The 20,751-nt window shown below is 72.5% G+C and carries 22 protein-coding genes; 7 read left to right on the forward strand and 15 right to left on the reverse strand.

Annotation, left to right across the window (positions count from 1 at the left end; translation table 11 throughout):
• Positions 1-2: 2 nt before the first annotated feature.
• The 11 genes from ACFYXU_RS24595 to ACFYXU_RS24645 form a co-directional block, all read right to left on the reverse strand.
• Positions 3-437: a roadblock/LC7 domain-containing protein gene (locus ACFYXU_RS24595; RefSeq protein WP_041132185.1), complete on the reverse strand. Its 435-nt coding sequence runs from the start codon at positions 435-437 to the stop codon at positions 3-5.
• 6 nt (positions 438-443) lie between these two features.
• A complete protein-coding gene (locus ACFYXU_RS24600; RefSeq protein WP_389459965.1) occupies positions 444-2,504 on the reverse strand; it encodes a sensor histidine kinase in 2,061 nt (686 codons plus the stop codon).
• 570 nt (positions 2,505-3,074) lie between these two features.
• Positions 3,075-4,046, reverse strand: a complete 972-nt coding sequence (locus ACFYXU_RS24605; RefSeq protein ID WP_389459967.1) for a hypothetical protein — start codon at positions 4,044-4,046, stop codon at positions 3,075-3,077.
• The gene (locus tag ACFYXU_RS24610; protein ID WP_389459969.1) at positions 4,043-5,554 is read right to left on the reverse strand and encodes an AMP-binding protein; all 1,512 of its coding nucleotides are present in this window, start codon (positions 5,552-5,554) and stop codon (positions 4,043-4,045) included. The genes ACFYXU_RS24605 and ACFYXU_RS24610 overlap by 4 nt, the downstream gene beginning before the upstream one ends.
• Complete coding sequence (locus tag ACFYXU_RS24615) at positions 5,551-5,979, reverse strand: acyl-CoA thioesterase (protein WP_329853688.1); 429 nt, start codon at positions 5,977-5,979, stop codon at positions 5,551-5,553. Before ACFYXU_RS24615 ends, ACFYXU_RS24610 begins: the two co-directional genes overlap by 4 nt.
• Positions 5,976-6,326 carry a holo-ACP synthase gene (locus tag ACFYXU_RS24620; protein ID WP_361400717.1) on the reverse strand — a complete coding sequence of 117 codons (351 nt, stop codon included), beginning with the start codon at positions 6,324-6,326 and terminating at the stop codon, positions 5,976-5,978. Before ACFYXU_RS24620 ends, ACFYXU_RS24615 begins: the two co-directional genes overlap by 4 nt.
• A complete protein-coding gene (locus ACFYXU_RS24625) occupies positions 6,316-7,290 on the reverse strand; it encodes a ferritin-like domain-containing protein (RefSeq protein WP_329853690.1) in 975 nt (324 codons plus the stop codon). Before ACFYXU_RS24625 ends, ACFYXU_RS24620 begins: the two co-directional genes overlap by 11 nt.
• A gap of 17 nt (positions 7,291-7,307) precedes the next feature.
• On the reverse strand, positions 7,308-7,571 hold the full coding sequence (locus ACFYXU_RS24630; RefSeq protein ID WP_329853691.1) for a hypothetical protein: 264 nt from the start codon (positions 7,569-7,571) through the stop codon (positions 7,308-7,310).
• Positions 7,561-8,190, reverse strand: a complete 630-nt coding sequence (locus ACFYXU_RS24635; protein WP_389406278.1) for a TIGR03086 family metal-binding protein — start codon at positions 8,188-8,190, stop codon at positions 7,561-7,563. Before ACFYXU_RS24635 ends, ACFYXU_RS24630 begins: the two co-directional genes overlap by 11 nt.
• A 24-nt stretch (positions 8,191-8,214) precedes the next feature.
• Positions 8,215-8,406, reverse strand: a complete 192-nt coding sequence (locus tag ACFYXU_RS24640; protein ID WP_361400711.1) for a hypothetical protein — start codon at positions 8,404-8,406, stop codon at positions 8,215-8,217.
• A 60-nt stretch (positions 8,407-8,466) separates the two neighbouring features.
• Positions 8,467-8,928, reverse strand: coding sequence for a hypothetical protein (locus ACFYXU_RS24645; RefSeq protein WP_389459972.1), 462 nt, complete (start codon positions 8,926-8,928; stop codon positions 8,467-8,469).
• 204 nt (positions 8,929-9,132) lie between these two features.
• On the opposite strand from ACFYXU_RS24645, the gene ACFYXU_RS24650 reads away from it, so the two are divergent.
• Both ACFYXU_RS24650 and fabI read left to right on the forward strand, forming a co-directional pair.
• Positions 9,133-9,927: an alpha/beta hydrolase gene (locus ACFYXU_RS24650; protein ID WP_389459974.1), complete on the forward strand. Its 795-nt coding sequence runs from the start codon at positions 9,133-9,135 to the stop codon at positions 9,925-9,927.
• Positions 9,924-10,703, forward strand: coding sequence for an enoyl-ACP reductase FabI (fabI, locus tag ACFYXU_RS24655; RefSeq protein WP_376517288.1), 780 nt, complete (start codon positions 9,924-9,926; stop codon positions 10,701-10,703). The genes ACFYXU_RS24650 and fabI overlap by 4 nt, the downstream gene beginning before the upstream one ends.
• A 68-nt stretch (positions 10,704-10,771) precedes the next feature.
• On the opposite strand, the gene ACFYXU_RS24660 is transcribed toward fabI, so the two are convergent.
• From ACFYXU_RS24660 to ACFYXU_RS24670, 3 genes are read right to left on the reverse strand one after another with little or no spacing between them, the layout of a single operon-like run.
• Entirely contained in the window at positions 10,772-12,106 is a 1,335-nt protein-coding gene (locus ACFYXU_RS24660; RefSeq protein ID WP_389459977.1) for a PLP-dependent aminotransferase family protein, read from the reverse strand.
• A 2-nt stretch (positions 12,107-12,108) separates the two neighbouring features.
• Positions 12,109-13,062, reverse strand: a complete 954-nt coding sequence (locus tag ACFYXU_RS24665) for an alpha/beta hydrolase (RefSeq protein ID WP_389459979.1) — start codon at positions 13,060-13,062, stop codon at positions 12,109-12,111.
• A gap of 46 nt (positions 13,063-13,108) precedes the next feature.
• The gene (locus ACFYXU_RS24670) at positions 13,109-13,753 is read right to left on the reverse strand and encodes a TetR/AcrR family transcriptional regulator (RefSeq protein ID WP_329853702.1); all 645 of its coding nucleotides are present in this window, start codon (positions 13,751-13,753) and stop codon (positions 13,109-13,111) included.
• A gap of 188 nt (positions 13,754-13,941) precedes the next feature.
• On the opposite strand from ACFYXU_RS24670, the gene ACFYXU_RS24675 reads away from it, so the two are divergent.
• Positions 13,942-15,033 (forward strand): alpha-hydroxy acid oxidase, encoded by a 1,092-nt coding sequence (locus ACFYXU_RS24675; RefSeq protein WP_361400692.1) that lies wholly within the window; start codon positions 13,942-13,944, stop codon positions 15,031-15,033.
• 298 nt (positions 15,034-15,331) lie between these two features.
• Positions 15,332-16,744, forward strand: coding sequence for a class I adenylate-forming enzyme family protein (locus tag ACFYXU_RS24680; protein ID WP_389406282.1), 1,413 nt, complete (start codon positions 15,332-15,334; stop codon positions 16,742-16,744).
• A gap of 7 nt (positions 16,745-16,751) precedes the next feature.
• Here the strand turns inward: ACFYXU_RS24680 and ACFYXU_RS24685 are convergent, their stop codons facing one another.
• The gene (locus ACFYXU_RS24685; RefSeq protein WP_389460545.1) at positions 16,752-17,375 is read right to left on the reverse strand and encodes a 4'-phosphopantetheinyl transferase family protein; all 624 of its coding nucleotides are present in this window, start codon (positions 17,373-17,375) and stop codon (positions 16,752-16,754) included.
• Positions 17,376-17,425: 50 nt separating this feature from the next.
• Between ACFYXU_RS24685 and ACFYXU_RS24690 the strand changes: the two genes are divergently transcribed.
• The 3 genes from ACFYXU_RS24690 to ACFYXU_RS24700 all read left to right on the forward strand — a co-directional run bounded on the left by ACFYXU_RS24690 (position 17,426) and on the right by ACFYXU_RS24700 (position 20,751).
• A complete protein-coding gene (locus ACFYXU_RS24690; protein WP_329853708.1) occupies positions 17,426-17,689 on the forward strand; it encodes an acyl carrier protein in 264 nt (87 codons plus the stop codon).
• A 153-nt stretch (positions 17,690-17,842) separates the two neighbouring features.
• Entirely contained in the window at positions 17,843-19,486 is a 1,644-nt protein-coding gene (locus tag ACFYXU_RS24695; RefSeq protein WP_376511064.1) for a class I adenylate-forming enzyme family protein, read from the forward strand.
• Positions 19,483-20,751 carry a beta-ketoacyl-[acyl-carrier-protein] synthase family protein gene (locus ACFYXU_RS24700; protein ID WP_376511063.1) on the forward strand — a complete coding sequence of 423 codons (1,269 nt, stop codon included), beginning with the start codon at positions 19,483-19,485 and terminating at the stop codon, positions 20,749-20,751. The genes ACFYXU_RS24695 and ACFYXU_RS24700 overlap by 4 nt, the downstream gene beginning before the upstream one ends.

The raw sequence follows: 20,751 nt of genomic DNA on the forward strand, positions 1-20,751 counted from the left end.
GTCTACTGCCCGAGGCCGCCCACCGCTCCGGCGGCCTGCCGGGCGGGGGTGACCAGATAGGGCCGGACGCTCTTGACGAGCATCGCCATCTCGTAGCCCAGGACGGCGGCGTCCGCCTCGCGCCCCGCGAGGACGGCCAGGCAGGTGCCGGAGCCCGCGGTGGAGACGAAGAGGAGGGTGGAGTCGAGCTCCACGACCACCTGGCGGACCTCACCGCCGTCGCCGAACCGGGCGCCCGCGCTGCGGCCGAGCGAGTAGAGCCCGGAGGCGAGGGCCGCCATGTGGTCGGCGGCGTCGGGGTCGAGGCCGTGCACGGATTTCACGAGACCGTCGGAGGAGAGCAGGACGGCGTTGCGGGTGTACGGGACCCGCTGGACCAGGCCGCTGAGCAGCCAGTCGAGGTCCGAGGAATGGCCGGTCGGCACATTGCTCGCCATGGTGATCTACTCCTTGTGCGCGTCACCGGGACGCAGCGATTCATGGGGGGCGGGCTGGGATTCGGCGAGGCCGATGCCGCGCTGGAAGGCGGCCATCAGGCCCGGGTCGTGCAGGGCGTGCTCCTCCGTCTTGCGGGTCGCGGGCTCGTCGCGCAGCTGCGGGACGAGGTGCTCCTGGGCGCGACGCTTGGGGAGCAGGGGCCGGCCGGAGGCCTCGGCACGGGGGGCCGGGGGGAGCGGCGAGAGCAGGTGCTCCGGCGGGCCCGCGGGTGCGTGGCCGGCCGGCTGGGCCGGTGCCGCGGGGGCGTGGCCGGGGTTCCCGTACGCGCCGTTGTAGACGCCGAGCACCTGCGTGTCCTCGTGACGGGCGGGGGCCCGCTCCGGGGACGGCGAGGACGGGAAGGACGGCGAGGCCGGGGACGGCGGTACGGGGCCGGCGGCGGGCGACCCGTTCATGGCGCCCGTCCCGCTCAGGGCGCTCGACCCGCCCAGGGGGCCGCTCGTGGCGTTCGCGCCGCCCGGGGCGCCCGTTCCTCCGATGGCGCCCGTTCCGCCCAGGGTGCCCGAGGCCATGGCCGCCGCCGGTGCGGTGGCCGGTGCGCCGGGCTGGTGGCCGGCGGGGAGGCCCGCGGCGGCGTGTGCCGCGACCGGGGCCGGGGCCGGTGCCGGGTTCGGCAGGGGGGCCGGAGCCGGGGTGTGGCTCGGGGTCGTCGCGGGGGGCGCGACCGCGGGCTGGGGCTGCAACTGCACCTGGCCGGGCGGGATCGCCGAGGAGCCCGCCGTCGCGGCGGCCTGGCGCTCGTGCTGGGCGAGGCCCTCGGGGTCGGAGCCGAGGAGGCCCTGCGGGAGCACGAGGACGGCCTGGACGCCGCCGTAGATGTTGGACTGGAGGCGGACGGCGATGCCGTGCCGGCGGGCGAGCGCCGAGACGACGAAGAGTCCGATGCGGCCGTCCTGGAGCAGGTGGGCGACGTTGACCTGGTCGGGGTCGGCGAGCAGGGCGTTCATCTTGTTCTGCTCGGTGACGGGCATGCCGAGGCCCCGGTCCTCGACCTCGATCGCGAGCCCGGCCGTGACGTACTGGGCGCGCAGCAGCACCGTGGTGTGCGGCGCGGAGAACAGCGTCGCGTTCTCGACGAGTTCGGCGAGGAGGTGGATGACGTCGGCCACGGCATGGCCCCGGAGCGTACCGTCGATCGGGGGGACCAGCTTCACCCGCGGGTACTGCTCGACCTCGGCGATGGAGGAGCGCAGCACCTCGGTCATGGTGACCGGGTTCGACCACTGGCGGCGGGAGATGGCGCCGCCGAGCACGGCGAGGTTCTCGGCGTGGCGGCGGATGCGGGTGGCCAGGTGGTCGACGTGGAACAGGCCCTTGAGCAGCTCCGGGTCCTCGACCTCGTTCTCCAGCTCGTCGAGCAGCTGGATCTCGCGGTGGACCAGGGACTGGAGGCGCCGGGCGAGGTTGACGAAGACCTCGACCTTCTGTTCGTTGCCGACGCTGCTGGAGAGCCGGGACGCCTGGACGACGGCCGCGACGGCGGCCTCGTGAGAGCGCGTCAGTTCCTGCGACAGGAGGTCGAATTCGTCACCTGTGGCGGTGCCGGTCGGCTGAGCGGGGCGGGGCGGGGGCCCCTCCCCCCTGCGCAACTGTTCGACGACCGTACGGAGTTCGTTCTGGCCGTGCGCGCTGGCGCGCCGCAGGGCGTTGCAGCGGTCCAGCACGGCCTTGGCGGCCCGGTCCGCGCCGAGCGCGGCGGCCGTCACGGAGGCGACGGTGAGGGCGGCGGCTCCGGTGAGCGCGGCCCACAGCCCGGGGGTGGGGCTGGCGCCCGTGGAGCGGAGGGTGAAGAGGACGGCCGCCGCGCCACCGAGGGCCACCGCGACGGCGGGGAGCACGGAGGTGCGCAGGAGTTGGGGGCGTATGCGGATGTCCGCGGAGAGCGGCGCGGAGGCGTGCGCCGGGGAGTCGCTGTGGCTGCCGGTGGCGGAGCGGGCGCCCGGCCGGCCGTGCCGTCCGCCCTCGCGTCGATCGGACCGCGAGGCGGGTGCGCGAAGTTGAGACATGAGTGTCCTTGGTACGTGCCCAGGAATCGGCGTACTGCGGGGGTGTTCTGCCGGGGTCTACGGGGGTCTTCGGGGGCCTACGGGGGGAGGTGTTCTACGGACGTTCGATCAGCCTATCGATGATCATCGACCACACACTGTAGTCGTCAACCATTCATGTGCGGTGCGCAGTTGGCAAACTTACCCGCACACCGGGCCGGGCCGGTATCGCCCCTCGCCGGACAGGCCGAGAACGATCGGCCGAAAGTCGATCTCGTGGCGCGGAAGGGTCGGTGCCGGGCCGGAACGGAAGAGGGCGGAGGCGCCCTCGCACCCCCGCCCTCTGCGGAAATCGCCCTGACCGGAATCCTTCGGAGGAGGGCGGTACGTCCGGTCCACTCGCTTCTGGGGGGATGCGTGCGGTACCCGGCCCACCCCGGCCGGCCTCCGCGCCGCACCCGTCCCGCACTCCCCCGAGCCCTGGATCCGCGCCCGCGCGGGCCGTCGGACCCGGTGTCCCGGCCGTCGCATCCGCAACGGGCCGGTGACAGTCAGTGAGATCCGGGGGCGGCCAGGCGGACGAGGCCGGTCCTACTTGCCCTGGGTCCCGGCCGGGTCGAGGAGACCGGGACGCAGATCGGCGAAGCGGTGACCGGCGGCGAGTCCGAGCTCGTAGGCGCCGGTCAGCCCCTCCGGGGAGGCGGCCGCGTAGTCGACGCCCAGCACCTTGAGGTCGTCCTCCGGCCTGATCACCCGCACGGTGGCTCCGTCGAGGGTGGATCCGTCGACGATCTCCTCCGAGGCGTAGATGTCGCGGAAGACCGGGAAGGGGTCGGCGCCGATCACGATCAGCTCGCTCACGCCCGTGGCCGCGACCTCGCGGGCCGGACAGGCGCAGGTGTACGAGGCGTCGACGTAGGCCTCGCCGCCGACCTCGGCCGGTACGGACCAGGCGTGCATCATGCGGGTGGAGGCGTACGACACGGCGTCGAAGTTCTCCGGCGTCAGCCTCGGCCGCCCGCCCCGGGCGTCGGCGTCGGCATGCGCGTCGTCGTCGGCGTCCGAGGAAGCGTACGAGGAGGCGTCGGCGTACGAGGAGAACACCTCGGCCGCCAGGTTCTCCTCGACCCAGGTCCGGTCCCCCGTGAAGATGTTCCGCAGCAGCTGCCGGCCCAGCTCCTTCGCCCCCGGCCCCTGGGTGATCTCGGCCGCCGCGGGATTGGTGACCCTGCTGGTGGCCAGGAGGAACTCGGGCGCTCCGGCGCGGAAGAGGCCGTCCCGCAGCGTCGGACCGTACTCCTCGATGCTGCTCAGGACGACCTGGCTCATGCCCTTTCCTGCGGCTCCCGCCGCGGCCTGGTGCCAGTAGGCCACGCCCGTCGCACGCGCCCGGCCCACCGCGGCGAGCCCGCCGGAGAGCACGGCGGACGAGGCCGTGCCGTACACCTCGGCCCGCAGTCCGCGCTCCTCGAAGGCGGAGAGCACGCCGTGCCCGAACACGCCCTTGAGCATCCCGGAGGCGATGGCGATCCCGATGCGCGGCCGGGTGCCGGTGGGGGTCATAGCAGTCCCTTCTCGAACTGTTCGGTCATGTGGGTGCGGGCGGGTTTGCCGCTGGCCGTGCGGGTGATGGCGCTGCGCGGGACCTCGACGACGGAGTGCGGCGCGACCCCGAAGTCGGCGGCGATCCCCGCCGCGACCCGCGCGGGGTCGACGGTCCGCGCCCGCTCGGGCACGACGAGGACGACGAAGGACTCCCCGTGCGGCAGGACCACGGCCTCGGCCACCGGTTCCTGGGCCGCCACCACCTGCTCGATGTCGGTGGCGAACACGTTGACGCCGTTCACGGAGATCCGGTCGCCGCGCCGGCCGCTCAGATAGAGCCGCCCGGCGCGCACGTGTCCCAGGTCACCGGTGTCGAACCAGGAGGTGCGGTGGTCGGTCGCCCCGTCGTAGCCGTCGAACAGGGTGGGTCCGCGCAGCTGCACCGCGCCGGTCGCGCCGGGCGCGCAGTCCCGCCCCGACTCGTCGACGATCCGCAGGTCCAGGCCGGGGATGGGGCCGCCGAGGCAGGCCGCCCCGACGGCGCCGGCGGCCGAGAAGCTGGTGGCGGCGTCCACGTAGCGGTGCGAGGTGGCCATCAGGGTCGCTTCGGCCAGCCCATAGCAGAACACCAGCGAGGTCGGGTCGAACCCCCAGGGGCGGACCGCGTCCAGGAAGGTGTCGACCGTGCGTCGGCGGATCGGCTCCGCCCCGCAGAAGACGGTGCGCCAGGCGGCGAACAGCTCCGGGTCGCGGGTGCCCTGCCGGGCCGTCTCGCCGATCCGCGCCGCGAGGTACCTCAGCATGAAGTCGGGCAGCGCGCTGTGGACGCTCTCCGTGTCGCGCAGCAGCTGGAGCGCCGCCATGGGGCGGCGCAGGAACGTGCCGGAGCCCTCGACGACCAGGTCGATGCCGTGCACCAGCGAGGTCAGCACGCCGACCAGGCCCATGTCGTGGTGGAGCGGCAGGGCGATGAGCCCGGCGTGCCCGTGCTTCATCCCGGAGACGCCGCGGATGGCCTCGACGTTGCCGAGCAGCGCCCGGTGGCTGAGCGGGATCGGCCGGGGCATGCCGGTGGAGCCGCTGGTGTACTGGACGAACGCGAGGTCCTCCGCAGCGGCGGCGGCCGGCTCGCGCACCACGCCCGGGCGCGGGACGAGGTCCAGTTCGCGCAGTCCCTGCCCGGGGATCCGGAAGGTGTGCCGGATCCCCTGCTGCCGGACCACCATGGCGAGGTACTGCCGGGTGATGGCCCCGGGCACCTTCGGCTTCACCGAGACGGGCACCGCCCCCAGGTGGACCAGGCCCAGGAGCGCGACGACCGCCTCGCGGGTGCTCTCGACGCGGATCATCACCCGGTCCCCCGGCCGCACGCCCTGCTCGGCGAAGCCGCCCGCGGCGGCCGCGACCTGCTCGTTGAACTCGGGGTAGCCGAGCGTCTCCCGTTTCGCGGAGGTGCCGAAGACGACGTGCGCCCCCGTGCGGCCGGACTGCGCGGCGACGGCCTCGCCCAGGGTGCGCGCGGTCATGACGCCCGCCCCCGGAGGTCGACCCGGTGGATCGCCTTGGTCTCCCGGTCCACAAGCCCGAGCCGCACCTGGCCCCGGGCCGCCACCGTGCCGTCGGCCAGGAGCACGTCCTGGGCGAGGGTGAAGCTGTACGGGGTCTGCCCGGCGAGCGAGGTGCGGATCCGGAGGCGGCCCACCGGATCCCAGTCGACCGCCTTCAGGTAGTCGAGCCGGAGCTGGAGCACGACCGCGACCAGGGTGCTGTCGCGCAGGTCGACCCCGTTGGCGAGCCCCCACTCCCAGCGCCCGGACTCCAGGAGCTGGGGGAAGACGCTGTTGTTCAGGTGCCCGGCCCAGTCGAAGTCGTTGGGGCGCAGCCCCACTTCGACGGTGTGCTCCACGAGTCCGGGCGGTGCGGCGGTGACCGCCGTGCCGTCGCTGGTCATGCGGCAGCCGTCCCTTCTCTCCCCGGCCCCTCCGGCGGAGCGGCGAGGAGTACGACGACGGCGCCCGCCAGGCCGCCGGTGTGGCTGATGGACAGTTCGACGGCGAGGCGGCGTTCCCGCACCCACGCGGCGAGGGGGCCGTGGGGGCGGATCCGGGGCTGGCCCGCGGGGCCGTGCACGACCTCGATGTCGGGAAAGGTGTGGCCCGGCGCTCCGCCCATGGCGCTCAGCGCCTTCACGCAGGCCTCCTTGGCCGAGAACAGGCCGGCCAGGGAGGCGTACGGGTCGGGCCGGTCGCGGACGTACGCGCGCTCGGCGGCGGTGAACAGCGCACCGCTATCGAGCAAGTGCGGCTTCCTTCTCAGCTCCTCGACGGACTGCAGATCGAATCCGGTCGACATCGTTCGTCCGAAGGCTGGCGAAGTAGGCACGCTTGAGGTCCTCATACGACGTGACGGCGATCCCGGTGGCCTCGCGGACCAGCGCGAAGACACTGCTGAGCTTCCTGGAATGCACCGAGCCCTCGTGCAGCGCGACGTCGCCGAGGCCGAACTCCTCCTCGCCGCCGCGCAGGTGCTCCCACCAGTTGACGTATCCCTGCCGGTCGGTCTGGGCCTCGCGGGAGGAGCCGTAGGTCTCGCCCCCGTCGGGACGGATCCAGGTGTACGCCATGGAGAGGACGTCCTTGATGGGGTACACCCCGGACTCCACGAGGGCCTTGGCGAAGGACACGAAGTACTGGCGGTGCTGCACCTCGTCCTTCATGACCGTGTGGAAGACGTCGCGGACGAGGGGGTCCTCGGTGGTGCGGGAGACGAATCCGTACGAGACGCAGGCCTCGATCTCCACGCAGGCCTGGAGGACGCAGACCCGGGCGTAGTTGTCGGTGGGGAACGGGCCCCGGTGGTCGACGACCTCGTCGTGGCCGATCGGGTCGACCCCCGCCATCTCCATGAGGCGGCCGAAGGAGACCTCGTGGTGGGCCTCCTCCTCCAGCCAGTAGCGGGCCGACCAGGCGGCGGCGATGTGCAGGACATCGGCGCCGAGCGGGTTGGACTCGCGGAGCTCGTGGGCGAGCTTGACGCCGTCGACGGCCAGCCGGATCCCGGCGGGCTGGGTGGTCAGCTCGGCACGGGCCGCGTGCCAGAGGGCGGCCCGGTCCTCGGGGGCCGGCCGGTCGAGCCTGCGGCCGTCGAAGAGCTCGTCGGTCGACCAGCGGCGATACTCGTGGTAGCTCTGCTGGGCGCGCAGCACATCGCTGATGGTCGCTCCGGCGCGGAGCTCACTGACGATGTCGGTCATGATGAGCACGGGTACACGCCTTCCGTTCAGGAGGAGGGAGCGGATTCGAGCTGGCCGGACAGGGCCGCCACGACGTCGCCGGCGGTGTGGTCCAGCGTCATCGTGGGCAGCTCGACGTCGTCGTCGAGACCGACGTCGGCGAGGGCGCCCGCGAACGCGTCGAGCAGGTCGATGGAGTTGATGGCCACCGGAGAGGCGACGAGGACGGCGGACAGCGGACGGCCGTCGAACACCTCGTCCTCGGTCAGTTCCAGGCGGCGGGCGATGTGGGCCCTGAGGTCAGCGGTCACGGGATTCCTTCTGCGAGGTCGGGTCGGTCGGTGCGGACCAGTCGGGTGACCGGCCGAGCGCGGCGAGGGCGAGGTCGAGCGACCCCGTGCCGGGGCCGGTGGGCAGGGCGGGCGCGAACTGTGCCGCGGGGCGATGGCGCCGTTCGTCGTCGGGGACCCTCAGGGCGAAGAGCAGGGCGGCCTCCGCGGTCTCCTCGGCCAGGTCCAGCTCGATGCCGAGGGTCCTGGCCACGTCCCAGCCGTGCACGACGTAGTCCAGGAAGTGGAAGCCGATGGCGACGGTGGCGGGGAACTTGAGGTCGGTGCTGATCTCCGGGAGGGAGAACTCCCGTGTCAGGATGCCGTGTTCGGCGAACCGTCCGAGGACCAGGTCGGCCGACTCCCGGTAGACGGCCAGGCCGTCGTCACCGAGGGGCTTGTCCCGCCAGACGGCGAGGTCCGCGCCGCCGCCGGAGGCCGCGGCCGCGAACCCGTGGTGCTGTCCCGCCATGTGGGCCACCAGGCGGCGGAGGTTCCAGCCGTCGCACGGGGTGGGGCGTTCCCAGTCCTCGGGCTGTACGTGTTCCAGGAGACGGACCGTCTCCAGGACGGCGGTGCGGTCGAGGTCCAGGATGTCCATGCGGCTCCTTCTCGGGCGGCGTCTTCAGCCGTCGCCCTGTCCGTCGGGGGCGGGCCGGGCTGCGGTGAGCGGGGCGGACCCGTGGGGCGGGCCCTGCGGTTCGCCGGTGAAGGACGGCATCAGAAGCTCGTCGATCAGGCGGTCGAGGTCGTCCTTGAATCGCTGGTTGGGGCCGGGGTAGCGGTCCTGGCCGCCGGCCACGGGCGAGAGAGACACGTCATCCTCCAGAGCGGGAGTGCAGACCGAGCAGACAGTAGCACGACCGTACGTTTACTTTCATGGGCCGGCGACCCCCTCCTCCGGAACTTCCGGCCCGAGGGGCCAGGGGTCAAGACCGGACAGGATCCGGTGCACCGGACCCCAGAGCACGTCCGGGCGGGATTCGGACGAGGTCCAGGTGGCGGAGCGCAGATCGCCCTTGTCCCGGAAGGCGCGCACGATCCGCAGGTGGTCCGGCCTGCCGACGAAGTCCTGGAGCCGGGCGCGGTCGCGCCACAGGGAGACCGAACCCGAGCGCGGACGCAGCGGACCGGCCTCCATCCAGAGCCACATGCCGACGGCGCCGGCCGTCCGGGGCCAGGTCCGGCGGAGCATGACCCCCGCGACGAGGACCTTGGCCGCGTCCAGCGGGCGGTGGGCGGTGAACTCGGTGATGTTCACCGTCACCGGATCCGCGCCGCCGGACGGCTCCGCCGCGGGGCCGGGCTGCCAGGGAGAGCTCCAGATGGGGCGGGACACGGCTCGATGCCTCCTGGTCACGACCTGGGACGGTTCCACGGATTAATATACGCGAACGATCGTGCTAGATTCTCCCGCATCTCCGGCAGAACCAGAAGGGCGCGTGACATGGATCGCTCTACGGCAGTTGTACGTGCAGCCCTGAACAGCACGTCCTACGCTTCGGGCAAGCTCGCCGGCAAGGGGGCGTTCAACCTCTTCCGGATGCCCAAGGGCCGCAGCAGGCCCCGGCCCGACGAGGCCCCGGTGTTCGACACCGCCCGGCGCGGCGAACTCCAGTTCAACGACTCGACCGTGGTGACCTACGAGTGGGGCGACGGCGCGCGCAAGGTGCTCGTCGTGCACGGCTGGGAGTCGCGCGCCTCGCGCTTCGCGAAGATCATCGGCGAACTGGTCGAGCTGGGCTACAGCCCGGTCAGCTTCGACGCGCCCGGTCACGGCGACTCCACGGGCCGCACCACCAACATCGCCGAGTACCTGAAGATCATCACCCGGCTGCACCGCGAGCACGGGGACTTCGAGGCGGTCGTCGCCCACTCCCTCGGCGTCACCGCGACGTTCCTCTCGATGCAGCACGGACTGCGCGTCGGACGGATCGCGGCGATCAGCCCTGTACCGGAATTCGCCTACCTGGTCGACAAGTTCTGCGAGCAGCTGGGACTGCGCGACAAGCTCAAGGACGAGCTGCGCGGGCGCATCGAGCGCGAGATGTTCCCGGACGAGGAGAACATCTGGCACCGGTTCTCCGTCTTCGCCGGGGCCGACGAGGTGAGCGTCCCCATCCTGGTGATCCACGACGATGACGACGACATGGTCGACCCCCCGCACGCCCGCCGGGTCCTGGCCGCCTTCGGCGACCACGCGCGGCTGGTGACCACGGAGCGGCTGGGGCACCGCCGGATCATCGGCGCGCCCCGGGTCGTCCGGGAGGTCGTGGACTTCGTGTCCGTCGGCGCCGGGCGGCAGGGGAACGACCTCGCGACGGAGGCGGCGCAGTGAGCGGCATTCTCGCGGGCCGGCGCGTCCTGGTGACCGGGGTCCTGATGGAGTCGTCGATCGCCTTCCACACGGCGCGGCTCGCCCAGGAGCAGGGCGCCGAGGTGGTGCTCACCGGCTACGGCCGCCTGAGCCTGGTGGAGCGCATCGCCAAGCGGCTGCCGGAGCCGGCTCCGGTGCTCGAACTCGACGTGCAGAACCCGGACCACCTGGCGAGCCTCGCCGACCGGATCCGGCAGGAGGTCGGAGGCGACGCACGGCTCGACGGGGTGGTGCACTCCATCGCCTTCGCTCCGCAGGACGCCCTCGGCGGCCACTTCCTGAGCACCGGATGGGAGTCCGTGGCGACCGCGGTCGAGGTGTCCGCGTACTCCCTCAAGTCGCTGGCCATGGCCTGTCTTCCGCTCATGAAGGAGGACGGCGGCGCCATCGTCGGCCTGGACTTCGACGCCAAGATCGCCTGGCCCGCGTACGACTGGATGGGTGTGGCCAAGGCGGCGCTGGAGTCCACCTCGCGCTACCTCGCCCGGGACCTCGGCCCGCACGGCATCCGCTGCAACCTGGTCGCGGCCGGGCCGATCAAGACGATGGCGGCCAAGTCCATCCCCGGCTTCGAGACCTTCCGCGAGGTGTGGACCACGCGGGCACCGCTCGGCTGGGACCTCGCGGACCCCGAGCCCACGGCGCGCGCGGTGGTCGCCCTGCTCTCCCCGTGGTTCCCCAAGACCACCGGGGAGATCGTGCACGTCGACGGCGGAGTCCACGCCATCGGCGCCTGAGGACGAGCGACGGAAGGAGGGGAGGGGCCGGATCCGGCCCCTCCCCTCCTTCCGTCCGTGCGGCTCCGCTACTCGGCCGTCTCGGCGATCCGGGCCTCGATGAACGCGGCCAGCCTGGCGATCCCGTCCACGATGCCCGCCGGCTCCAGGGCGCTGCACGAGAGCCTGAGCTGACGGAGTCCGCCCCCGTCGAGGTAGAAGTCGCTCATGGGGGTCCAGAGCACCCCGAATTCCCGGGCGGAGCGCTCCAGCGCCTTGTGGTCGGCGAGGAACGGGACGGTCACCACGAGGAAGAACCCGCCGTCGGGCTCGTTCCAGTCGATGCCGAGGGCCGCCCTGCGGTCCGCGGGGAAGTGCCGGTCCAGCTCGCCGAGCAGGGTGTCCAGATTGTTCCGGTAGAAGGCGATGGCCTCGGTGTTCGCCTCGCGCAGCCGGCAGCCGGACGCGATGAGCAGTCCGCCGATCACGGCCTGTCCCACCGCCGAGGTGTTGACCGTGGTCATGCTCTTGATCTTGGACAGTTCGTCGGCGAGCAGCGAGACCCGCCCCCCGGGCCCGATGACCTCCTGGTCGGCGATGACGTAGCCGACGCGGGCCCCGGGCAGCGCGGTCTTCGCGAAGGAACCGAGGTGGATCACCCGGCGGTCCCGGTCGAGCGCCTTGAGGGTGGGCCGGGCGCTCCCGGTGCGGACGAAGAAGCCGTACGGATCGTCCTCCAGGATCAGCAGGTCCTCCTCGGCCGCGATCTCCAGGAGCCGCTCCCGGGCGGCCACGGTCATGCTCGCGCCCGACGGGTTGGCGAAGTCCGGTACGACGTAGAGGGCGCGCGGCCGCCCGCCGGCCTCCCGGGTGCGCCGGATCTCCGCCAGGACGGCCTCGGGGTCCGGGCCCGCGGGTCCCTCCGGGACGGGCCCCAGGGGGATGCCCAGCAGGCGGGCCGCGCCGGTGATGCCGACGTAGCAGGGCGAGCTGACGAGGAGGGTGTCCTCGGGGGCGGCGAAGAGGGCCCGCAGGGTGAGGAGCATCGCCTCCTGGCAGCCCGTGGTGACCACCACGGCCTCCGGAGCGACGTGGATGTCCTCGTCGTTGGCCACCGTGCGGGCGATCAGCTCGTGGATGATGCCGTTGGTGCGCCCGTACTGGAACAGCTGGGTGCGCACCCGCTCCGGCGACCAGCCCCGGTCCCGCTCCAAGTGGTCGGTGTACGTCCGCAGATGGCGGAACAGGTCCTCCGTGTCGAAGCCGCCCTCGGACGGCCGGCCGGGGGCGAAGGAGACGGCCTCGGGGAAGCGGTTGACGACCTCGTTGAGGAAGTTCATCGCGTCGAGGAGCGGATCGGAGAGCGAGGCGTGCAGCTCGGCGAGCGGCAGGGCCGGTACGGTCCGTGCGGTGGTGTCCGGCATCGTCAGACCCCCGTCGTGGCGTCGGCGAAGACCGTACGGAGATGGGCGGCGGCCTGGGCGACGGCGCGCCGGCCGGCGTCCAGGGTGCCCGCCATCGCGAAGAACCCGTGGGCGACGCCGGGGTAGCGCACCGACTCGACCGGGACACCGCTCTCCCGCAGGCGGTCCGCGTACTGCTCGCCCTCGTCGCGCAGCGGGTCGTACTCGGCGGTGATCACCAGGGCGGGCGGCAGTCCGGTGTGGTCGGGGGCGCGCAGCGGGGAGGCGAGCGGGTGCACGCCGTCCTCGGCGGTGGCGAGGTAGTTGTCCCAGTACCAGTGCACGGACTTGTCGTTGAAGAGCAGCGGGTCGGTGTTCTCCCGGCGCGAGGCCGTGTCCGCGAGGTAGTCCGTGTTGGGGTAGACGAGCAGCTGGGCGACGAGCGGGGGGCCGCCGGCGTCCCGGTTCCTGAGCGTGACGGCCGCGGCCAGGTTGCCGCCCGCGCTGTCTCCGGCGACGGCGATCCTCGTCGCGTCGCCGCCGTACCGGCCCGCGTGCTCGGCGATCCACCGCACGCCCGCGTCGCAGTCGTCCACCGCGGCGGGGAACTTGTGCTCGGGCGCGAGGCGGTAGCCCACGGCGAAGGTCAGGCAGCCGGCCGCGTTGGCGAGGCTGCGGCAGATCGCGTCGCCGGTCTCGATGCTGCCCAGCGTCCAGCCGCCGCCGAAGAAGTAGACGAGGACGGGCAGCGGCCCCTCCGCGGCGGCGGGCCGGTAGATCCGGACGGGCAGCGTCCCGCCCGGCCCCGGGAGGGTCGTGTCGATGACCTCGGCCACCGGCTCGGGCTCGCCGGAGCCGGCCTGGATGGCGGCGAGGTCGGCGGCGCGGGCCTCCTCCAGGGTCATGCTGTAGAGCGGCCGGCCGCCCTGCGCGGCGCGCTGGTCGTAGAGGGCTTGGAACTCTGGATCGAATGGCATGGTGTCTCCGGTCCGGGCCCGCGACCGCGTGGGGCGGCGGGCGGAGTCAGGGTGTGTCGGGAAGCAGCGTGGGGTCGGTGGCCACGCCGCGCAGGCGGTTCAGGATGCCCTTGGCGGCCTTGCCGTAGCTGGAGTAGTCGTTGTGCAGGACGGATTCGGCGTTGGCGGTCTCCAGGAGCGCGACGATCTCGAAGACGAGCTGGGGGATGTCGACGTCCTGCTCGACCTCGCCCGCCCGCTGGGCGTCCTCGATGTTCTGGCCGAGGAACGAGAACCAGTTCGCGTGTGCCGCGGCGATCGTGTCGTGCACCTTGCCCTCACGGGCGTCGTACTCGGCCGAGACCGAGTAGAAGAAACAGCCTCCGGGGAAGACCCGCTGCTCGGAGTAGGTGAGCCAGGCGGTACAGATGGCCCACAGGCGCCGGATGCCGGGCGCGATCCCGCGCGTGGGCTGGACGACGTGTTCCAGGTAGACCTTGATGGCGGCGCGGACGGTGGCGAGCTGTAGCTCCTCCTTGGAGCCGAACAGGGCGAAGACCCCGCTCTTGCTGAGCTTGAGCTCGGTCGCGAGCCGTCCCAGGGAGAGACCTTCGAGGCCCTCCACGGACGCGATCTCGACAGTGCGCTTGAGGACCAGCTGACGGGTCTGGTTCCCGCGTGCGATCCGCCCGTCTTCGTGCGTCGCTGTCATGGTTCGGCCTCTTCTCGTGCTTGGACTACCGGGTCCCCCAACATCACTGCGCACAGCATCTCCCCCGATGCCGTTGACGCCCAGCATACTAAGAACATGGACGACCGTGCGGTCAGTATGCGAGAGTAGAAGAACGGTCGTGCGGTTGGTTGGCGCGGCCGAAGCGGATCACGGGGGGTTGAGCTGCGGTGCCACTGACACTGCGCGAGTACGAGGCCACGGCCAGGGAGCGGCTGCCCGCCCCGGTCTGGGATTTCCTGGAGGGGGGAAGCGGCACCGAGTCGATGCTCTCGGCGGGACGCCGGGCGCTGGACCGGATCACGCTGCGCCCGCGCTGCCTCGTCGACGTGTCCCGGCGCGACCCGCGGACGACCCTGCTGGGCGCGCCGCTCGCGGCGCCGCTCGGCATCGCCCCCATGGCGTACCACCGACTGGCCCATCCCGAGGGCGAGGTGGCGACCGCGCGGGCGGCCGGCGCGGCGGGGGCGCTGTTCACGGTGAGCATGTTCGCCAGCCGCACGCTGGAGGACATCGCCGCCGCGGCGAGCGGGCCGCTGTGGCTCCAGCTCTACTGGCTGAGGGACCGGGCCCAGCTGGCGACCCTGGCCCGGCGGGCCGAGGCGGCCGGCTACCGCGCGCTGGTCCTGACGGTGGACGCCCCCCGGGTGGCCCATCGCCCGCGTGACGCGCGGAACGGCTTCAGCGTCCCGCCGGACATCCGCGCGGTGAACGTGGACCCGGCGATGATGGCCGCGTCGCACGGCCACACCCCCGGCCAGTCCGCCATCGCGCGGCACTCGAAGGAGCAGTTCGACCCCTCCATCACCTGGGAGGATCTGGCGTGGCTGCGGGAGCAGACGTCGCTGCCCCTGGTGCTCAAGGGAATCCTCACCTCGGAGGATGCCGAACTCTGCGTCAAGCACGGTGTCGAGGGAATCATCGTCTCCAATCACGGGGGCCGGCAGCTCGATTTCGCGAGAGCGGCCCCGGATTGTCTGCCCGAAATAAAGGAAGCGGTTTCGGGGCGATGTTCGGTCATCCTCGACGGCGGAATTAGACACGGCGCCGATATCGCGAAAGCCCTCTGCCTCGGCGCCGATGCGGTCCTTGTCGGGCGCCCGGTCCTCTGGGGCCTCGCGCACGGCGGCGGCGACGGCGTCACCGGGGTCCTGGAGTGCCTCCAGGAGGAGTTCGACGAAGTGATGGCGCTCATGGGCGCACCGACGCCCGGTGACTTCACGTCATCCGGAGTTTTCCGGTCCGACATCTCCGCGCCCTAGACGGGCCGGCCCGCCGATCAGCATTCCCCACCACCCCGCACACCCGAACTATTGGGTGGGCGGGGCATTTGGCATGCCCTGCGCGGTCCCGAATACGACACTATTCGGAAACCTGACGCACTGTTGCCAGGATCACTTTTGTTCGCTTGCCTACTCATGAGTACTAGGAGATGGTGAACTCGTCGCCGCCGAACGAAAGCGCGACGCACTTACCCGAGCGTCTTCCGAACAGTGAAGTTCCGATTTACTGCCGGGTACTCGAAATTGCGATAGGTGGGAGATTCCAGTGGGGGAAACGGTGCCGACCAGGCCCGTTTGCGTCGACGGCGCCTGGGTCGACGACATTCTTCTTTTAGGCGACGGCCGCGACGTCGTCCTGCACCTGGACGCGCCGGTGACCCGGGCGACGCTCCGGGAGCTGGTCGCCGCCCAGCGGGCCGAGTTCGAAGCGGCCGGGCTGACCGCCGGGGGTTCCCTCGCCGTACGGGTCCCACCGTCCCTGAGCTGCATCGTCGCGATGCTCGCCGGCTGGCGGGCGGGTGCCCAGGTGATCCTGCTCGACTACCGTCTGACCCCGCACGAGGTCGGTCAGGCGATCGCGCGGCTCACCCCGCAGCTCGTCGTCGAGCCCACGGAGAAGGTGGGCGGGGCGCTGTGGGGCTTCTTCCACGTGGACGTCCGGCTCACTCCGCTGAAGGGCGGCCGGCCGGCCGCCACCGATCACGCGCTGCTCCAGCTCAGCTCGGGGTCGACCGGTCCGTCCAAGGTGATCGGCCGCACCGTCGCGAGCCTCCTGGAGGAGATCGACCGGTACGGACAGCTGGAGGGCTTCCCCCGCCGGGGCGAGCGGACCGTCGTCCTGGCCTCCATCGTCCACGTCCTCGGACTGGTCGGCGGGCTGCTGTACGGGCTCGCCAGCGGCACCCAGGTGGTGCTGCCCACCAGCCAGACGCTGGACGGCATCCTCAAGGCCGTCGCGGCCGGGCCGGAACCGACGACCATCCTCGGCGTCCCCTCCCAGGCCGCCCTGCTGGCCGCGTCCCAGTCCCCCACCCGCCCCCCGCAGCTCCGTCAGATGATCACCGGGGGCGAGCTCATCAAGCCGTCCGTCCGGGAGCGCTTCACCAACGGCTACAACGCCGGCCTCGGCGCCATGTACGGCATGACCGAGACCGGTGTGATCGCCGTCGACCTCTCCGGGACCGCCGCCGGGCTGACTCCGGTGCCCGGCATGCGGGTCCGCGTCGAGGACGAGCAGATCCTGCTGGGGCTGCCCGCTTCACCGTACGTCGGGAGCATCGACCCCACCCGGTACGTCGACGGGTGGCTGCACACCAAGGACGCGGGCCACTTCGACGAGGTGAACGGCCTGCTGACCGTGCACGGACGGCTCGACTCCCAGGTCTCCGTCGGCGGACTGAAGGTCGACCTCTCCGAGGTCGAGGCCTCCATCGCCGCGCTGCCCGGCATCACCGACGCGGTCGTGGTGCACGGCACCGGCATCGAGGCGTACGTGACGGTCACCGAGCAGTCGGTGACCGACCGGCTCGCCGAGTGTCTCGCCACCCGGCTGGCACCGTACAAGCGGCCCAGGGCCGTGCACGTCCTGGACGAACTCCCCCGCACCGCCACCGGCAAGCCCGTACGGAACGCGCAGACGCTCCGCTCCGCGGCCCGTGCCACGGCCGGCGCGACCCCGGCACAGAAGTAGCGGCCCCTCAGCCGGCCGACGGCGCGTCCACCCGGCGCACCTGGACGGGCACGCCGCAGTCGCCGTGCTCGCCGTGGGTCGCGACACCGAGGACGAACCGCCCGTCGCCGGCGAGGAGGGCGGCCGACCGGAGGTCCGGGTCACCGGGCAGCCGACGGGGCGTCAGAAGAGCGGTGTCGCCGGGCGGCCAGGACTCCGGCAGCGGTACCCGGCGGCTCATGCCGCCGCCCCGCAGCCCCTGGCCGAGCGCCTTCCCCACCGACTCCTTCTGCGTCCAGAGCCAGAGGAACCCCGTCGCCTGCTCATCCTCGGGCAGGGCGCGGACCCAGTCCGTCTCCACAGGATCCAGGTAAGACCGCGCCAGCGCGCCCGCGTTGAGGCGGCGTACCACTTCCACATCGACCCCCACGGGGCAGCGCGCGCTCAGCACGAGCGCCAGCACCCCGCGGGCATGGCTGACGCTCACCATCAGCCCCTCGCCGGCGCCGCCCAGAAACGGGCGCCCGCTCGGCTCGTGCTCCACCCGTAGCTCGGACACCGGGACACCGAGGAGCGCGGCCGCACTCTGCGACAGCAGCCGGTGCGCCTGCGCGCGCTCGTCCCCGTCCGTGGTGCACCACAGCACCGTCACCAAGTCCGGGTCACATCCCGGCAGTCGTTCCACACAGAGGAGTCAATCAGATGTCCGCCGAGGTCACCCAGTTTGTCATCGAGGCTCTCCAGAACATGAACTACGACGTCACGGATGTCACCGGCGAGACCCCTCTCGGTCCGGCCGGTCTCGACCTCGAGTCGCTCTCCGTCGCGGAGATCGCCATCCAGGTCGAGGACACCTACGGCGTGAAGTTCGAGGAGGACGAGATGGAGACGGTCGCCCTGCTCACCGTCTCCGGTCTGGTCCAGGAGATCGTCAAGCGCGCCGCCACCGCCGTCTCGGTCCAGTAGCCGCACCGTGCCCCGCGTTCCGCACCCTGTCCGCCCGTCTGCCCCGGCAGCGGGCGGCGGGTACCGCGGACACCCGTGGCCGTCACGTACGGGAAACAGCGCCGGGGACCGGCGGCAAGCCAGACCAGACTCAGAACACGGAGACAACGAGGCATGAACCCGAAGAACGAGCGCGCGGAACTCGCGGCCGACCAAACGCTGGGCATCGGCAATCTGCTGACCACCCTCGTCGCCCGGGGAGACGGCCTCGACCTGCCGACCCTGACCTTCGACACCGAGGTGGACGGTCACCCCGCCTGGCAGCCCCTCTCCCTGGGGACGCTGGGCGAGCGGGTCGCCGCCCGGGCGGCCGCCCTGCACGCCCTGGGCATCAAGCCCCGCGACCCGGTCGCCGTCTTCGTCTCGGACGCCGCGGACCAGGTGCTCTCCTACCTGGCGCTGGCCCGCCTCGGGGCCGTCCCGGCGCTGGTCAACGGCAAGGTCCCCGCCGAGTCCGCGGCCGAGTACATCAAGCGGCTCCGCGCCGTCGGCGTCATCACCGACGCCGCCCACCGCGCGCTGCTGGAGGGCCACGACACCCAGACCCCGCTGCTGCCCGACGTCTCGGAGTTCGGCAAGGGCGACCCGGCCGCGGCCCCCAAGCCCTACCGCCACCACGGCAACGAGCCCGTGGTCATCACGCACTCGTCCGGCACCACCGGCCTGCCCAAGGCGGTGGCCCACTCGCACCACAGCCTGTTCGCCTCGATCCGGCACCGGCTCTCCCTCCCGAAGGGCCAGGGCCTCGACCGGATGCTCGGCGCCCTCCCCTCCGCCCACGCGGCCACCGTCATCGCGGTCAACCTGGCCCTGGCCAACCGGGTCCAGCTCGCCCTGGTGTCGAACCAGAGCGGCACCGTCGTGCTCGAGGCCATCGAGAACTGGCAGCCGCAGAGCGTGCTCGGCTTCGCGGCGACCTGGTCGGAGCTGGCCGGCGAGGACCTCGCGTCCCGTCGCCTGGACTCCGTGAGCGTCTGGTGGAACACCGGCGACTGCGCGCACGAGGCGCACGTGCGCAAGCTCATCGCCGTCGGCAGCCGGGCCTCGGCCGGCGCGAAGGGCCGTACGAACCGGCCGGGTTCGTACTTCGTCGACGGTCTCGGCTCCACCGAGATGGGCCACTCCCAGTTCTTCATCACCCACACCCCGGAGACCAACCGGTACGGGCGCTGCATCGGCAAGCCGCACGCCTTCACCGACGCCGCCGTCTTCGACCCGGAGGGCGAGAAGCTCGGCCCGGGCCAGGTCGGGGAGCTCGCCATCGCCGCGCCGACCCTCGCCCTCGGGTACTGGAACGACTCGGTCACCACCTACCGCACCCGCAGGGACGGCTACTTCCTCACCGGTGACCTCGTCTTCCGCGACGAGGCCGGGTACTTCTACCACGTCGACCGGGCGGTGGACGCGGTGGAACTCGGCAACGGCCGACGCCTGTTCACCGCGCTGTCCGAGGAGCGCGTCCTCGCCGCCTGCCCCGACATCCGCGAGTGCACCGTCGTCGCCGTGAAGGCCGACGGGAACGTCACCACCTCCGTGCTCCTCGTCCTCGACGAGCGGGCCGACACGGAGGCCGACCGGGGCGCCGAGGTGCTGGCCGCGCTGGAGCCCCACGTCGCCGAGACCGTCGACCGCGTGATCGTCGTCAGCCCGGACCGGATCCCGCTCGGACCGACCGGCAAGGTCCGCAAGGTGCTGCTGCGCACCCGCTTCCTCGCCGGCGAGCTGCTCGGCACGGACGCCGCGGCGGTGGCGGCATGAGCGGGCGCGGCACGGGCCCGGCCGCCGTCGTCACGGGCATCGGCACCTTCACCCCGCTCGGCCGGGGCGCGGCGGACACCTTCGACGCGCTCTGCCACGGCAAGTCCGGGCTGCGCAGGCCGCCCGAGGACCACCTGCTCGCCGGCACCGTGGACGTGGCCGGCATCGCCCCGGACATCTCCGCCGGCGAGGTCCTGCCCCCGAGCGAGGGCCGGCTCGTCGACCGCTTCGCGCTGATGGCGCTCGCCGCCGCGGACGACGCCCTGGCCGACTCGGGCATCGTCGTCGGCCGTGACGTCGACCCGCACCGGGTCGCGGTGATCGTCTCCAGCGGCGCCGGCGGTCTGACGACGTACGAGGCGCAGTCGCTGGCCCGGGCCGAGCGCGGTCCGACGGCGGTCAGCCCGTACCTGCTGCCCGGCATGCTGCCGAACATGGCCGCCGCCCGCATCGCGATCAAGTACGGCATCCGCGGCTGGAGTTCGGCGATCGCGACGGCCTGTGCCGCCGGCGCCCACGCGGTGGCGGAGGCCGCCCGGCTGATCCGCTACGGCGAGGCCGACGTCGTGGTCTGCGGTGGCGCCGAGGCGCCGCTCAACCCCACCTCGGCGCTGGCCTTCCACCACGCCAGGGCGCTGGCCCAGCGGTGGGAGGACCCGGAGGCCGCCAGCCGCCCGTTCGACCGCCGCCGCAACGGCTTCGTGCTGGCCGAGGGGGCGGGTGTGCTCGTCGTCGAGCGGGCCGGCCTCGCGGACGCCCGCGGCGCCGCCGGCTACGCCGACCTGATGGGATGGGGTGCCAGCACCGACGCGTTCCGTCCCACGGCGCCGCGACCGGACGGCGAGGGGGCCGCGGCCAGCATGCGCGGGGCGATCGCGACCGCCGGGCTCACGCCCGACGACATCGACTACATCAACGCGCACGGCACCTCGACCAAGCTGGGCGACGTCGCCGAGACCAAGGCCGTGCACGCCGTCTTCGGCGACCGGTCCCCGGCCGTCAGCAGCACGAAGTCGATGACCGGTCACCTCCTGGGCGGATCCGGGGCGGTCGAGGCGGCCTTCTGCGCGCTCGCGATCTCCCGCGGGCAGCTTCCCCCGACCCACAACCTCGACGAGGTCGACCCGGCCTGCGACCTGGACCACGTCCGCGGCGGAGCCCGGAACCAGCGGGTCCGCGCCGCCCTCTCCAACTCGTTCGCCTTCGGCGGGCACAACGTCAGCCTGCTCTTCGGCGAGCCGACCACCCGCAAGAAGCGCCAGTAG

Origin of the sequence: Streptomyces sp. NPDC002232 (assembly GCF_042890295.1) — a bacterium.
Classification (GTDB): domain Bacteria; phylum Actinomycetota; class Actinomycetes; order Streptomycetales; family Streptomycetaceae; genus Streptomyces.